The sequence below is a fragment of the Chloroflexota bacterium genome (genome assembly GCA_026708035.1).
Classification (GTDB): Bacteria; Chloroflexota; UBA11872; order UBA11872; family UBA11872; genus JAJECS01.
In genome coordinates, this window is record JAPOVQ010000026.1 from 1 (window position 1) to 15455 (window position 15455).

The following is a 15455-nucleotide window of genomic DNA, read 5'->3' on the forward strand; positions in this document are numbered from 1 at the left end:
GACCACATCGCCCAGCCTTCTCTTGATGGCCCTGCGACACTGCGATCATCGATTGGAAAACGCCGGATGTCTGCGACTGCTTGCTCGGTCAGTTTTGTGGCTTCTTCATCACGACCAGCTTCGTCGAGTAATGCCGCCTTACGCAGCGTCCACATCGGATCGCAATTCTCTGTCTTCCAGTCTGCAAGTAGCTCAGCCAGAGCCTCAAAGTCCAGGGACCAGGCTGACCACAAGCATCGCTCGTGGTGAATGCGATGACTCACATCGGCGTTGTCATCGAGAAAGTGCATCGCAGTCTCGATCCGCCTAGTAAACGTATCTTCGTCAAATCGGAGTCGTGCGACTGTCACAAGTGTCAGCAGGATCTCGCGACAAGCCTCTCTGATATCCGGCGACACCTGATGCAATTCAACCGAGGTATCGTTCGTCTGAACATCGATCATGTGCGCCATAGCATCCTGCGCGGCTGACTCTAGCTCTGAGGATATTGGCTCTAGCGTGATTTCATGTCGCCACGCCAGTTCTCGGATTGCGTAAACCCGCTCGGCCAAAGACAGATTGTCTAGGGCTCGGAGGATGCTGGACTCCCACGCGCGAGTCCTGCTGATCAGTGAACCTCTCACTTCAAGCGGCGCCACAAGCCAACCTGGGTATAGGCTTCGATTCGTTGGCCAAATGGTCGTCAGTAGTTCGTGGGTCGGGTCCTCGTCGCCCTGAGAGCCAACCGAAGTGTGAGGGGACCATGGCTCTTCTAGGGGACTATCTGACGTGACCACCTCCACCGGTTTGAGATGGGGTGGGGGATCTCGATGGCTTTGGGTAGCGGGCGCTGGCCAATCCGCAACGTCGTAGGGTTGGCCTCCCTCCAACGAACGTAGAATCCAATCCGTGGCGTACTGATGACCCAGATGGTCTGGCCAGCGACCAGCTTCCGGATGATGTGCAAGATCAATGGCGATCACGTTACGGGTTTGAAAGCGATCTCGCTCATTGGCGGTGAAGTTGAGCCAACCGGCGACGTATATCCTCGGAGCAGATTCGCCAAGATTGTTCTGCACCCATGTGGACCACTCAAGAAAGTTCGGGTCGTTCCCTGAGAACCCGATCAAACAGAACACTGTCTCCATCATCGCCTGCTGAACCGTGTTGACGAATGGAGCATGACGCTGCGGATACGTGCAATAGTCTTCTTCAGCAACGATCAGCGGATAGTGGCCGTCGAGAGAACCGTGTAGCTTGATTATTCGCGGTTGCGCTGAAAGTGGGATCTCATCTTTGTTGTGCACAACACTGTAGGGACGTTCCGGGACTGAAAGACAAGTGCGTTCTAGCAATGTGTCCCAATTTGTGGTAAACACGTCACGCCAAGGAAGCTTCAACATTCGCCTGTGGAACTCTCCCGGGTTGAAGTCTCCATCCCGAATCTGTTGCTGAAGGAATAAGTGCAAGCTCCTACGTCCAAAGCAATCCTTGTACTCTTGAGCTAACCCTAGAGCGCCACGGGGATCCGACGAGTTGATCGGCGCGCTCTGCTGGCAGCCGCTCGAGGTTTGAGGATGGATCTTGCGGAACATTGCGCTGGCCAACTCATTCCACAGGGGGAGTTCCCCGGCATCGGGTCGAGCCGGCTGCGCGTACTTGCTGAATCCGCTGCCGATCATTACAGATGCATGCCCCGCGCGTGACCACAACGCATCGCGGACATGGTTCATATATTTCTGATCAGGAAAGGACATTATTGTCTTCGACAAGGAATTGGTGTTTCTGCAAGACTAAGAATCCTCGACTTGGTTCATTCTGTCAACGATGCCAGCTGGAGACTTAGCAAATGTAAGCGTCGACCAAAGGACAGTTGTAAGTGTAGGTCATCGCTGTATGAAAGACGAGTTGACCGACGACTGCGGACGATTGACATACCACAAATATAGCAAGGTCTTTGCAAATGGCAAAAGGAGGTAGCGATGCCAACAATCAAACTTCGCGTGCTGCTTCGCCAAGCTACGGGAACGGCGGAATCCCCAGCCCTCAACCAGTCAACGTCGTCACGATGAGGCTGGTCTCAACTTGCCTGTTTGGGATGGCGAGATTCGACACTCGTCCTAGCTGTCAGGGCACCAGAGCCACCAACTCCAGCAACGCAGGTGCGGGCGGCGGCTACCGAAGCGGCCGGCTCTAGAATCCCTTTCGAATGGGTTCGCAGCCTCGAACCACACTCATTTGGCGTAGTCGGTCGGATCGGCAACTGCCACGTTGTCGAGTTGATCCGGAGAGTGGCACCACACGTTGCGCTGGGCCCGCACCGGGATCGGCCGGGTGCTGGTTGGACTGCTCCATGACGCGAGTTCAAGGCGAGGAAGCTGCACGAAGCGGTTGACCACGAGCTCGATCGCCGGTCGAATGTCGGAGTCCCTGGAGAACACGATGCCAACGTCATAGGTTCGATCAATGGCGCCGGCCACCACGTCGATGCTCAGTTCAACATCGATGCCCTTCTCTTGGGCCAGGAGGTGCAGATAGTTCAGCGGGTATCGCAACGGCCGCTGTATGACTGTGCAGCCATTGGCCGTCCAGCTCGCGCACCGCTTCATATGGGCCGCCTAGGACTTGGAGTCTTTCGCCGAGTCCGGGCAGCCGGTGTAGATGCGGACCTCGTACAGATTGCGGACGAAGCCTTGCGCCTTGCGTGACGCCAGCAACCGACCAAGCGCCATGGAGTCGAATTGGCCGTCGGTGAAGTGGCGCGCCTAGACCAATTGAAAGAACGCCATCCGTGCGCAGTTGTATGCGTTTTGCCCGTCGACAAATAGCGTGACTCGATCGGCCATGGCTCAGTGGTGACAAGACCCCGCCAGTTCACCGCCTACGGCGGTGGACGGCGGTGGACGGCGGTGGACGGCGGTGGACGGCGGTGGACGGCGGGGAGTATCGGCACACTAGTGGCCGGTGTCAACGGCGATCGCGCTCGATCACGGCACGCGGCCCGCACATTCATGGCTACGACCGCGGCTCCAAGCTGCGTCGATCTGCCGGCCGGCAGGATTTCGCGAGCCTGCGACGCCACCAAGCACGGCTGTTCACACCGCCCTAGGTGTTCTTCCCACTTAGGTTATTGACAGCGAGCCGCTGAGTTCGGATACGTCCTTTGAGCCCGGTGGGGGGACGCGAGTGATTGTAGGCCGCGAGCCACGCGGGAAGGGTGGTGATCCGATCCGCGTTGCTGAAGTAGGACCGCACCTAGGCCCATTCGTGCAGCAAGGTGCGGATGAACGCCTCGGCTTTCCCGTTGGTCTGGGGCCGGTAGGGCCGCGTGCGCTTGGGCCGCACGCCAGCCGCGAGATGGTGGAGCACTACATGCACCTCGCGGACACGGACGTGACCCAGTTGCACCGGCGGCATAGCCCACTGGATCACCTCTAGTAAGACCTGACTACACAGTCTCGCTCTAGACCCGCGACCCAAGATTGCCCGTGGCGTGCTCGTACGCATGATTTAGTGACTGTTCAACGCCCTATCCCGCTCCGATGTACCGATCATCGAGAGCCTCGTTCCAGCATCTTATCGATCTCTTTGAGCAATTCCTCATATTCCCAGGGACGATGGTATTCGACCCATTCCTTGAGCCTATGAAGCACCTGAGTATCCTCGATCCCATCCAATAATCTGCTGTGCTTGCGTATGTTTGCATCTCCGTTTGCAACGTAAACATAGTTCTTTAGTGCCTCGGTAGCGAGCGAGAACGTTTGGTGAAAGTGCGTCTCCTCCGCAGTAGTACGGGCTCCGTGAACCAATTGCGATCGAAGATAGTAAAGCGAAAAAGCAATCTCAGGGTTGATGAAATGCCCTTCAACTGCAATAGATAGCAATGCGTTCCTAACAGCTAGGAGGGCTCCCTTCCTCGGCTCGGACTCTCCCTTTATCAGCAACGACTCTAGACCGGAAAACAGGGCGACAACCCTCATTGCCCACGGCGTCCCCGCATTCCAGGACATGCCGAACCAACGGATAGCCAAGTCGACTCGCTGCTGAATGCTGGTACGCACCGTGGCTCGCAGGTCGTACACAGGTAATAGGAATTCGATTGCAGAATCAAAGGTCTGATCCCAGCGAACAGGCTTCCCGTGACGCAGACTCGGCTGATACAGCGTTGAACCATTACCGCGAAGAGCGTTCCATCCAGTCTTGAAGGCCACGTCTTCGTCTGCAATTCGCGCGCGAATGATTGCGGGAAAGGAGATTCGCAGCTCGTCGCAAATCATTGAAATACGATCAAGCGCGTAGCACCTTGCAGCGTCAATGGTTCCCGCGGACACGGTCACTCGAGCAACAGTCTGGCCACGCCAAGGTGGACGCAATGGTCCGCACCAGCGATCCCATTCTCGCAAGAGGGTCGGTGAACCTCGTACCAATTCGACATCTCCCAATAGGGTTCGGCGTGGTATCGATATCCCCTGTAACTGAACGATGGCTTCGTATTCCCTGTCCGGAAGACGCACAGAATCCATGAAGGCCTTGATTCTGGAGTTTTGGGTTGCGGTTGACCTGTAGCTGTCGTCTAGGGCTAGCTCGCAGCAAAGTGACCAGAATTGATCCTCAAGCTCTCGGTCATCCTTTAGGTTCGAAAGATACCTATTTCGTCTGTGAGTCAACAGAAGCTCAAGTGCTTTCCGATAGCTCCAATAGGTTTGTCCAGAAAGACTCAGCGAGAGAGAATCGCAGTTACGAAGATCGTCCGGGACCATGCTGTGCAAGTGGGTCGGAATCATCTTGTCCATGAATGACGATTCGGGATCGGCGGGCTCTCGTAAACGTAGGTCGCCAGCCAGTGTTCTGAGAGTCTTTCGGATCTGATACTCAGTGACCATTTGGGCTCACTAGCCTTCCGTAGCCTACGAGGCTAACGCCAGCATTCCGGCCCGAGGCTTAGGGCTCAACTCCGAGGATACCTGTGACGAATCCCACGCTGCGAGATCGAGAGCGATATGGAGGATGGCGAACGATTCCAGGCCGAAGCTGCATTGCCTGGTGAAAGTCTCATTCCCTGACCGTGCACTGGCGTTCGAGGCAACCGGCAAGGGTTGCGCTGTCATGCAAGCAAGCGTCGCATCCCACTTGTTGGCGGGCTGAACGTGAGGGCACTTAGGAATGCCTTGAAAAAGACCGGTAGTGACTGCGAGGCCCATGCTCACAGGTGAGCGAGGTCGGGTGCAAACCACGGTGCATCCGCAGCGCTGAATTGCCGACACGGAGTATGACGGACGGCCGTGCCAGATGCGGTGAGAGCGCTTGCTGCGGCGAATGGTTGCGCTGATGCCGTGGGCGAGGCTCGAAGCACGCATCCGGTCGGTCGACCTTACCGGCGAGTGCGGCCGCCCGCGCTCTTCGCTGGCACTGCTGACGCAGATTCACTGCGTACAGCTGTTCTCCAACCTCGGCGACCTGGTGAAGAAAGACGGGCTCTATGGCAGCGTTGCAGTTCAGCGCTTGGTCCGGCTGACCGCGTGGGACCTACGGCCCGACGAGACGATGATCCTCCACTTTCGGTACCTACTGGAATTGAATGCCTTCGGGGAGGACCTGCTGGCCGAGAATAACCGGCACCTGGCGACGCGGGGCCTGCGGCTGCGCGAAGGGACGATCCTCGACGCGCCAGCGTCGACGAAGAACCGCGCCCAGGCGCGGGACCCCGAGATGCATCAGGTGAAGAAGGGCAAGTAGTGGTATTTCGGCATGAAGGCGCACATCGGGGTGGACGCCGTCACGGGACTGGTGCATAGCGTGGCCACCACGCCCGCCAACGTGGCGGATATCACGCAAGTACCCCAGCTCCTGCACGGCGCCGAGACGCGCGTGTGTGGCAATGCGGGGTCCGCGGGCGTGGTCCCGCGCCCGGAACATCGGCGGCGGGCTATCGATTGGCAGGTGGCGTTACGCCGGGGGCAGCGGCGGCGCTTGCCGCCGGGTAGCGCCGCTGCCCAGGCGGAGCAGTACAAGGCCTGCATCCCGACGAAGGTGGAGCATCCGTTCCTGCATTTGGCGCGGCACTTCAGCTACGGGCAGGTGCGGTATCGCGGGCTGGCCAAGAACCGCATCCGACTGTGCCTGCTGTTCGGGTTCGCCAATCTGCTGCTGGCGACACGCGCCGCACCGGCGTAAGGGGTCGATCTGCGCTTGGCGCGGGGTCAATCACGGCCCCGGGCGGGGTCTGCACTGCGGATCGAGCCGACGCGTTGCCGTCGGCAGCGATCCCGCCCGCCCAATCGCCCTGGTGCTCAGGCATCCCAGTTGTTCAGAGGCTTCCTAGGTGTACTGACCACAGAGGTGTGAGACACGGCTGATGGGTGGGAGACCGCCCAACGCGCCGTGGGGCCGGCGCCGGTTATACCACCGCAGCCAGCCGAGGGGCGCCCGCGTGCGGTGGGCGCTGGTGGGGTAGGCGAAGGCGTAGGCCAGCCGGGAGTGGTCGTCGTTGGCGACGTGCACCTGCTGCCAGCCGGCGCGGGGACTGCGCCGGATGCCGTCCTGCCGAATGCGCTTGCCGACGTGCCAGCAGCGGGCCAGCTTCTTGGTGTCCAGGTGAAGCAGCTCCCCGGGCTGGGCCCGCCCATAGCGCACGACCGGGGGGCGCGGGGGGCGCGGGAGGCAGGGGAGGCGCGAGTGCCCCCACCGCCGCAGCACCTTGCCCACCGTCGAGGCGGGGCGGCCCAGCAGCACCCCGAGGGTGACCGGCCCCGCCCCACTGCGCTGGCGCGCCGCCAGTATCTCCGCCTCGGCGTCCGGGCTCAGGCGCCGCGGCTGTCGCTTCGGTGTGGACGGGCGCTCCTGGAGCCCCGTCCGCCTGGTAGCGGCCCACCAGCGATAGCTCGTCGCGCGGGCGGCACCGCCCGCCAGGGCCGCGCCCCCCCGGCCTCAGGCCGGTCAGCATGGCCGTGCCCGCCCGGCAGCGGGTTTCGAACGAGTAGCGCATGCGTCGGGACCGTCCAGTAGCATCAGCCATCGAAACCTCAGTCGAGGTCTGGTTTGTTTGGTAGCCCAGTCTCGATGGAGGTTCCGCTACTGTCAGGTGTCTCGCAGGTGCGTAACCAGTACACCTACGCGGCCAATCCAGCTTGCCAGTTCACCGGTGGGACTGACACGGCCCCTACCCTGCCTCGCGTCTCGCGCGGCACAAACCATCCCGTCGCTCCTCGAAAATCTGACACAGCACCCACGAACGCCGCGCCTCAGGTTCGCCAATAGACCAATCCAATACGCCTTAACCTACAGCGCGTTCAGCCCTACGCCTGCTTTTCGGCCGCCGCCCTGATGCATATTGCACAGCAAGCTTGATCGTGTCTTGGTCCCCCTCCGCTAGGTCTCGGTACGATGACGATTGAGCGAGCCGCGCAACGGCATCGAGAAACTCTTGACCGAACACTTCTAGCAATTCATCCCAAAATATTTGCTTCACCGCTTTGCCGTTAGAATACGCATAGTTAACAGCCGTGCGCAGTAAGGCAATAACGAATCGGTCGTCGGCAAGATGCCCACGCAACCTGAAAGCAATTACCGATCTTTCATACTCACCGATCCAGTGTATTATATGGAATGAAAGACCAAATAGATTCCATTCATCAACTAGCTGACTTGTTGTCGCCGATTTCAATCCGTTCAGGAACTGGCCTTCCAATTCTTCGGCTTGGGCCTCGCGGACCAGCTTGTGCCCTACCGCCTTGCGATGCCCAACCATCTCGACAACCTCAAACCAGCCAGACAACGAATCAGTCTTCTCAACGATCTCTGGCATTATAGCCATAAGTTTCTCTGGGTTACCGATACTCTTAAGGAGCCTATAGACTACCCGAGTCACCTTGAACCGGGGCGAAATGCCAAACACGCCGCTGTGGTGCGGACTGAGCCGACCCATGCGATTCAAAAGGGTCGGAATGGCTATTGGTGCTGCCGTCGCCGGGAAGTCTGCCTCGAAGTCTTCGATTCGCTCGAGTGCAGTCTCAAGCCTTTTGTCGTCGAGAGAGTCCAGCAATGTGTTGAGACGCGTCTCATTCGTCAAGGCATCAATCAAATCTTGTACCTCCCGAGACGGGATCATTCCTTCATCAAGCCCGGCTTGCAGATATATGCGCAGCACTTCTTCACAAGCCACGCGTCTTTCCCGCCGCCATACTCCATTCCACTCTGAGCCATACGTGGTGTTCCCAAGGAATTGTTGCGTTACCGGGAATAAATGTTCAAAGATGGAACTCAATACCGACCGTTCGGGCTCTGCATGGTCAAGCATCGCCGAAAGATTCTTCTCGGCTTCCCTGTTTCGGATATCTTCGGCCACAAGCTCTAGTGATCCCGATCTAGGGTGTGTCAAGTGTTTCGAGTTGCTCTTCAAATCAGAGAAAATCGAAGGTCGTAAGATACGCAGCGCTTCTAGCCCGAGAAGATCCGCCAAAGCCACCTCTTGGCCAATCGTGTCAAGAGCTACAGTGACTGAGTAGAGATAGCGCTTCACATCACGAAGGCTGCCCAGAAGTGGCTTTATCACATCGTAAAAGACACGCGCCCACATCTCTCTATCAAGCTCGGCGAGCTCGCGACCCCGAATCACCTCGTCTAACCATGGCAAGAACATCTCATATACAAATGCTTCTCGGGCGTTCGGCAAGTCGTAGTTCACCTGAACGATCTTGTCCAAGTACCGTCCGCCCTCTGTTGCGTTCTCGCCTAAGCTCTCTCCTAAGCTCAGGGCTACACGGTGTCTGTCATAGGCAAGCAAATAGACGATTCTGGGCAAATCAGATGTTAGCCGGACCAGCCGCATTAGCTCGCGGGTCTCCCGGGCTTCGAGCCGATCAATGTCATCAATCACAACCAGTAATCTACAATCCGATTCGGACAGCGCCTGTTTGAGGCGATCACGCGTATCGTGCAGGCTCGTAGGCTTGGCACAAAAATCCGTTAGCTTGCCAAGTAAACCGAATGCCGAGGCCGTGCCGACAACGGGACTCAAGGGCGCCAACGACTGCCCTAGACTGGCAAGCGCCTTCGCCACATTCTTCAACCTCTCAGAACCGTTCTCACCGAGCTGAGAGCTCAATTCTCGGAAGAACCGGGTTACCAAATCTTCTGCACTACCGAAGAGCCATGGGTTAAAGTGCAAATGAGCTATGCTTTCGGAATCATCCTGAAGAGTCTCTGCGACCATATTGAGTACTGAAGTCTTGCCCGTTCCCCACTCGCCCACCACCGCAATCGTGACACCACTTTCACCGGGGAAAGTTCGAATTTGACAAGCTATGGCCTCCGCAAAGAATCGCCTGCCAAGACGGTCTTGCTGGCGACACGCAATTGGTCGGTCAGAGTCTAAGTATTTGCTATAGGTAATTTCCGTATTGCTGCTCACTCTAGCCTCTCCATGATCTTTGCATGACCAAACTAGACACTTCCAATGTCCTTTGGGTTAGGTTCGGGCTCGAATTGTGCAAAATTGGCTGCGGCAACGACATCCGGCTGCGGACCGCAGCGTGCTGGCATTCCTGGTTGGATCGTAGTTGGCGGTGCGGATGCAGGCGGTCGTCGTGGCGCGCGTGCGCTGAAGACGAGCGGATTGACTCGCTCACGTTCTAGTCTTGCCTTCGAGGCAGTTAGCTTGCGCCGCTTGCGCCAGAACAACCTGCTGTCCCGTCCTGTGCCAAGGGTGGGTAGCGTCTAAAGGTAGGCGCTCCAAACGCGCGCGCCAAGGCCCAGCTAACCGATAAACCTCGGCGTGCCACGCGATTAGACTTTGACTCTATTGAGCCGCCTCGATCCGTGGCATACCGTTGGGGGAATCTGACGGAAAGTGCAGTCTCGTCTAAATCTGATGGCCCGCATCTCCATTGCGACGCCGACAACATGCGTCCCACGGGCCATAGCCTCAGTCCAGGTAGGAACCTCCGTGTCGAATCGCTGGCCAAAGTGCGTGGCGTGATCGAGACGATGCGACACAGCCGAATTGACACCGTGCTGAGCATTCTCAAGTCCAACGTCCGCCAGTCATGTGAGCCCAAGAGGCGCCGGGGAGTTGAGATCCACCTTGCCTGTGCGATGGAGGACCGCCCACGTTATTCTGCTCTGATGACACGCGACAGATTGTATCGTCGGAGATGGCCGGACTCGCACGGAGGCAGGTGCGGAAGCTGCTGATCGACAGCCGAATCCATTTGGTCAGCAAACGGGTGCCTCCAAAGGGCAACGTAGACGGCCCAAGTCTGGGGCCTGGGCCGGTCGACTCCGCGCCGCCGAACTAACAGGTTCGGCGGTCGGGACGACCGGAAAAGCTCCTGGCGGAGGCCCCTAGCCCTGAAGGCGATAGGCAGGTCACGGGCGGGCACACCGAGCGCCCACCGCGCCCACGGTCGCTTGACCGCGGGCGAGAGGAGGCCCTCCGATGTTGAGCATGACCGATGTCCACGACCTGCCGCTGCATACGGCCGTCGACCACTACCTGGTGGCGCTGCGCGTTGAAGGCGCGGCCCCGACGACCATCGAGACTTATCGCTCGGTCCTGGCGTCATACTTGCGCTGGGCGGCCGCGGACGCGGCGCCCACCCTGGCCGACTTCACCCTGCTCCAGGTCCGCGCCTACGTGGCGCACTTGCTGGGCGAGCACGTGCGCTTCGCCCATCACCACAACGTCCGCGCCGGCGGACAGCTGAGCGACTACACCATCAACCTGCACGGCCGCGTGCTGCGGGCCTTCGCCGCGTGGCTGGACCGGGAGGAGCACACCGAGGAGCACGTGCTGGCGCGGTTCAGGCCCCTGCACCCCAAGACCAAGCCCATCGAGCCCCTCACTCCCGAGGAGTTCAAGAGGCTGGTGGCCGCGTTGACGGGACCGGCCAGTTTGCGGGCGCGCGGACGGGCGATGCTCTATCTGCTGTTTGACACCGGCATCCGGGCGTCGGAGCTGGCCGACATTCGGCTGGGCGATCTCGATCTTGAGGCGGGGATCCTGCGGGTGCGCGGCAAGGGCAGCCAGCGCCAGCGGGTGAAGTGGCGCACCGTCGGCATGGGCGTGCGCGCCCAGCGCGCGGTTCAGCAGTACGCCTTCCGCCACCGGCCGCCCGCGATCCCCGTGGGCGAGGACCGGGTGTTCCTGACCCGCCACGGCCGGCGCATGACGCGCAATACGGTGCACCGGTTCGTGAAGCGTCTGGGGCGGCTGGCCGGCGTCGAGCGGGCGCACCCACACCTGTTCCGGCACTCAACGGGCGTGGCGTTCCTGCGCAGCGGCGGCTCGGAGAGCGTGCTGCAGCGCATCCTGGGGCACGCCAGCCGCGAGATGGTGGAGCACTACATGCACCTCGCGGACACGGACGTGACCCAGCTGCACCGCCGCCAAAGCCCACTGGATCACCTGTGAGGGCCTGGGGGCGCAGTCACGCCACACCGGACGCTAGCAAACCCTTTGGGTTCACGTCGCGCCGTCTCGCCGCGGCAGCGAATCCTCTCGGCTGCAGGCAAGCCGCACAGATGCGAGCACTTCTCGATCAGCCGAGCGAGCTCGTCGCCCGGCTCTGAGAGGTCGGCGCTGATGGCCGCGATGTCTTAGTCCAAGCAGAAGGTGGATCACGGAGAGTCATCGAGGTCGGTGTAGGCCCGGTACGCCAGGCAGCCGCCGACTTGCCGAATGTGAATTAGGCTCTCGCTCAAATCTCTCGAGTGCCCGTCATCCTTCCATGGTCACCAACGGGAGTTCTGCGTCTCCTTCAGGATTGCGTCCAGGTCGAACTGCTGGTCGATGGCAATTGGCTGGGAGATGATCTCCTCGCTTTTCGTTGGCGAAGTGGCCGCCTTAGTCCTCTATTGGCCCCAAGTCGCTCCTAGTCGCCCCAAGTCGCCCCCAAGTCGCCGTCAGGCGTCCCGCCTCCACCGCCCCCATCTCCCACGACCCGGAGGCACAACCAGTCCTTCGTCCCTCAACTCCTCCAGCGCTCGACGTACTTGCCGTTCGCTGACGGCGGGTCCCAGCCTGGAGTGGATGACACGCAGTGTCAGGCCGGCCTCGGCCTGGTCCAGCAAGGTCAGGATCAAATCTCGGCGCTCAGCGGGCGATGTGCCGGCATTGATAGGTGCCAGCGCGGGCTGGCCATGGCGAAAACGCACGGTCACCGCCACACCGCTATCCTCGATTTCAGGGACGGGGAGCCCCGCGCCGGTTGCCAGATCCACCATCTTGAGCGTTCCGCTTCCCCACTCTTCAATGATCCCGCGCCGGTAAAACGTGCGGGCGATCAACGGATTCCATGGCCGGGACTCGTGCGGAGCGAAGAGCTGCTCGGGCGTCAAGCCGAAATGAAGCGAGCCGGAGGATGTCACCTCCAGGCGGTCGTCGTAGATCGCCAATCCAACCGAGCCGCTGCCACTGGAGTAGTCGCGATGGCACAGCGCGTTCGCGACCGCTTCACGCGTGGCAAGCGGCGGGTAGAGCGGTTCGTCGACGCGCTCGAAGCGGTCCCGCTCAAACCGGCTCGCGATGGGTAGCGAGTCTCGCAGGAAGTGTTCGGCGCTCGCCAGGAGCGTGAGTGCGTTGCCGTTGAACTGACGGTTGTCAAGGAACTCCGTCCGGTCGAGCCCCCGAAACCGGGCAACACGTAGCAAGCATTGCGGCATCTCGACCTCGAGCCGCTCTGCCTTGCCGAACAGCACTGAGGCCGCCCGCAACAGCACCCCCTCGCGCAGGAGGCCGAGTCCGCGCAGGAGGTCGGCTGGCTCTCTGCTTGGCGGCTCCGCGATCCGGCCTCGCCCGACTGCCTCCGCGACCGTCCGACGAACCTCCGCCACGTCCAGGTCGTCAATCGACCAGCCGTCGGCGGGCTGGTTCTCCCAGCGCTGCTCGCTGTGTATTCGCTCGAAGAGCATCCGGTTGTACTCGTCAGCGGACATTGCCACCGTGGTGCTGCCAACGCGACAGTAGGCGGCGCCGCGGTAGGTGTAGGGTCTCGATGTCCCCCGAGTCGCGCTGACCACGATCACGTCTCGGCCGCAATCCAGGTGGACCCGTTCGATCCCCGGAAACGCGGGAGGGTCGATGCGCTGAAGCTCAGCGCTCAAGTCCTCGATGGTGCTCTCGCCGACTTGCAGACCAACGATGGCGCCTGTTTGCGTCACGCCGAAGAGGACCCGCCCGCCGTCCTGGTTCAGGAAGGCGCAAACCGTCTGGGTCGCTTCGCGGCGCGTCCCCGTGGTCTCTTTGCACTCCAGAGCCTCAGACTCGCCGGACGCGACAAGGGCTGCGATCTGCTCAGGCGTCACGATGCTAATCCTACCGATGCTCACACTCGCGAGGGCGACGAGCGTCGTTTACCAGGTACCTCAAGACTTGGCGTAGGCCCACATGCGCCGAGCATAGGCCGTGGAATCGCATCCGAAGACCTGGCGCGGAGTCATAACCGATGAGTCCAACCGCCGGCACGCGTGGGGCGTTTCATCGGCGTCTCCTACCGATCATTTGGAGCCGGAGGGGGTGACCGTGTTTTGCTCCGGATTGCCGCTGCGCCCGATGGCGTTCGGGGGACCTCGCATGGCTCCACCGTTTCAGCTGGCACGCTGACCAGGCGCTCGCCGAACTTGGACGCGGTGGTCTCGGGCAGAGGTGGGGACTGGGGGCCCGTGTCGTCACCGCCGCTGACCGGGACCTCAACCACCACCTTGCTGACTATGATGTTGCCGCAGGGGTCGGTATCCGCGGGCTCTACGGGTATTTCGCCCGCGACGGCCGGTACCAAGGCCGGTCCCGTGTAGCGGATGTCGCGAAAGTCATCAATCGACTCCCACCCCTTGTGCTGCCGCATGCTCTCCCGTTCTGCCGGAGAGAAGCGTTCCCAGGTATAGACGATGAGTTCGTCGTGGAAGACATCCCCCAAGCGCACGGTCGTACCCGACGGAATGTGCAGGGCTGGTACGCGCGCGTTGATGACGGCCTCGGTGGCCCGCCGACGCATGTCATCCAACGGGTACGCCGCGCGTGCATCGGTCAACCGCCGCTTGACCTCAACGGGATCCGTGATGATCCGCACGGCCTCGGAGTTCTCGGCGGGCGAATTAGACGTGTAGTACGGCATCACAGCCGGTCCCGTCACCTGAAAGTCGGACAGCGCGTCGAGTGACGGAACCTCCAGACGCTCTCGCTCCGCTGTCGACATTTCTTCCCGGTAGTAGGCAATCACGTCGTCCGGGACGACATCCCCGAGGCGGACCGTCGTCCCCTCCAGCACGATGAGTGCTGGTGCCTCGGCAGCGGGCACCGCGCTCCCACACGCCGCTAGCGCGATGACGAGCGCCCCGACGACGAGCACGACCACGGCAATCGTGCAGATCCCTGTGATGCTGATGGCCAGCGTCGGGCGCGGCGTGCGCGGCATCGGCGCCCCCGTCCACCCGGTGGGCCTCGCCGCCCACCTAGCGGCAACGTAGCTCGCGGTGGCCCACGCGACAAGCGGAATCGCTTCGCCAGCGCGTGCCACGTAGCGATCGGAGGCGGCCATGGAAATGACGAATGGGGATATTGCAGGTCTGCTGGAAGGCGTTTGGACAGCGCCGCGCTCATGGCGTGCCTGGCGGTGACCGTTGGGCTGTGCCGGCATGCTTTTATCCGCCCGCTGCGGTGCGGCGCCGGGCATTTCACAGATGCTTGACTACTGGCAGGCGTAGGCACCCCGATGTTGGGCATGACCCACGTTCACGACCTGCCGCTGCAGATGGCCGTCGACCACTACCTGGTGGCGCTGCGCGTCGAAGGCGCGGCCCGGACGACCATCGAAACCTATCGCTCGGTCCCGGCGTCCTACCTGCGTTGGACGACCACGGATGTGTCGCCCACCTTGGCCGACTTCACCCTGCTCCAGGTGCACGGCTACTTGGCGCACCTGATGGGCGAGCACGTGCGCTTCGCCCATCACCACAACGTCCGCGCCGGCGGACGGCTGAGCGACTACACCATCAACCTACACGGCCGCGTGCTCCGGGCTTTCGCTGTGTAGCCGGTTCGAGAGGCGGACACGGAGGGGCATGTGCTCGCGCACTTCAAGCCACCGCGCCCAAGATCCAAGCCCATAGTGCCCCTCTCCGTCGTTCCGAGCGCAGTGAGGATTCGAAGGCATCAAGGCCCCGCTCCAGCAGGGCCGTCTCTAGCTGGTAGCTGGGTCATAGCCATGGGCGTTCAGTCGATCTTGCGCGACCTGGCGTTGCTCGTTGCTGAAGAGTGGTTTCAACCGATCTTGCACCGCCAGCGCCTCCATGGCGACGTCCAGCCAATCAAGCTCCCACAGCGTGGTCAAGCTGGACTGTGCCACGGGCCCCCTCAGCAACCGCTTCGCCGCTCCGACTCCGCCATGCTTGTGGACCATTCACCGGAAACGGTTCGGATGATACCCGAGCTCGGGAGCGGGCCCATGGATGTTGAGCATCGCCCTGTGGGATTTGCCTTC

At 61.0% G+C, this 15455-nt stretch carries 12 protein-coding genes and 1 pseudogene; 4 read left to right on the top strand and 9 right to left on the bottom strand.

From position 1 onward, the window contains the following. From OXG33_11130 to OXG33_11145, 4 genes and pseudogenes are all read right to left on the bottom strand, one after another. The coding region (locus OXG33_11130; protein ID MCY4114474.1) for an SIR2 family protein at nucleotides 1–1736 on the bottom strand (1736 nt) is incomplete at its 3' end. A gap of 477 nt (nucleotides 1737–2213) precedes the next feature. Beyond that, a complete protein-coding gene (locus OXG33_11135; GenBank protein ID MCY4114475.1) occupies nucleotides 2214–2534 on the bottom strand; it encodes an NYN domain-containing protein in 321 nt (106 codons plus the stop codon). A 703-nt stretch (nucleotides 2535–3237) separates the two neighbouring features. After that, a pseudogene (locus tag OXG33_11140) lies at nucleotides 3238–3327 on the bottom strand (integrase core domain-containing protein). 203 nt (nucleotides 3328–3530) lie between these two features. Further along, nucleotides 3531–4310 carry a hypothetical protein gene (locus tag OXG33_11145; protein ID MCY4114476.1) on the bottom strand — a complete coding sequence of 260 codons (780 nt, stop codon included), beginning with the start codon at nucleotides 4308–4310 and terminating at the stop codon, nucleotides 3531–3533. Between the two features lie 985 nt (nucleotides 4311–5295). Between OXG33_11145 and OXG33_11150 the strand changes: the two genes are divergently transcribed. Together OXG33_11150 and OXG33_11155 are read left to right on the top strand one after the other, a co-directional pair. After that, nucleotides 5296–5715 (top strand): hypothetical protein, encoded by a 420-nt coding sequence (locus tag OXG33_11150; GenBank protein MCY4114477.1) that lies wholly within the window; start codon nucleotides 5296–5298, stop codon nucleotides 5713–5715. A gap of 12 nt (nucleotides 5716–5727) precedes the next feature. After that, nucleotides 5728–6153 (top strand): transposase, encoded by a 426-nt coding sequence (locus tag OXG33_11155; protein ID MCY4114478.1) that lies wholly within the window; start codon nucleotides 5728–5730, stop codon nucleotides 6151–6153. 144 nt (nucleotides 6154–6297) lie between these two features. Here the strand turns inward: OXG33_11155 and OXG33_11160 are convergent, their stop codons facing one another. Next, nucleotides 6298–6711 (bottom strand): integrase core domain-containing protein, encoded by a 414-nt coding sequence (locus tag OXG33_11160; protein ID MCY4114479.1) that lies wholly within the window; start codon nucleotides 6709–6711, stop codon nucleotides 6298–6300. A gap of 541 nt (nucleotides 6712–7252) precedes the next feature. Next, complete coding sequence (locus OXG33_11165) at nucleotides 7253–9388, bottom strand: P-loop NTPase fold protein (GenBank protein ID MCY4114480.1); 2136 nt, start codon at nucleotides 9386–9388, stop codon at nucleotides 7253–7255. A 1026-nt stretch (nucleotides 9389–10414) separates the two neighbouring features. On the opposite strand from OXG33_11165, the gene OXG33_11170 reads away from it, so the two are divergent. Continuing rightward, nucleotides 10415–11389, top strand: coding sequence for a DUF3435 domain-containing protein (locus OXG33_11170; protein MCY4114481.1), 975 nt, complete (start codon nucleotides 10415–10417; stop codon nucleotides 11387–11389). Nucleotides 11390–11880: 491 nt separating this feature from the next. Here the strand turns inward: OXG33_11170 and OXG33_11175 are convergent, their stop codons facing one another. After that, nucleotides 11881–13281 (bottom strand): putative DNA binding domain-containing protein, encoded by a 1401-nt coding sequence (locus OXG33_11175; GenBank protein MCY4114482.1) that lies wholly within the window; start codon nucleotides 13279–13281, stop codon nucleotides 11881–11883. 185 nt (nucleotides 13282–13466) lie between these two features. Beyond that, the gene (locus OXG33_11180) at nucleotides 13467–14390 is read right to left on the bottom strand and encodes a hypothetical protein (GenBank protein ID MCY4114483.1); all 924 of its coding nucleotides are present in this window, start codon (nucleotides 14388–14390) and stop codon (nucleotides 13467–13469) included. Between the two features lie 306 nt (nucleotides 14391–14696). On the opposite strand from OXG33_11180, the gene OXG33_11185 reads away from it, so the two are divergent. Further along, complete coding sequence (locus OXG33_11185; protein MCY4114484.1) at nucleotides 14697–15008, top strand: hypothetical protein; 312 nt, start codon at nucleotides 14697–14699, stop codon at nucleotides 15006–15008. Nucleotides 15009–15155: 147 nt separating this feature from the next. Here OXG33_11185 and OXG33_11190 read toward each other — a convergent pair whose 3' ends face one another. After that, entirely contained in the window at nucleotides 15156–15320 is a 165-nt protein-coding gene (locus OXG33_11190) for a hypothetical protein (GenBank protein ID MCY4114485.1), read from the bottom strand. Between the last annotated feature and the right edge of the window lie 135 nt (nucleotides 15321–15455).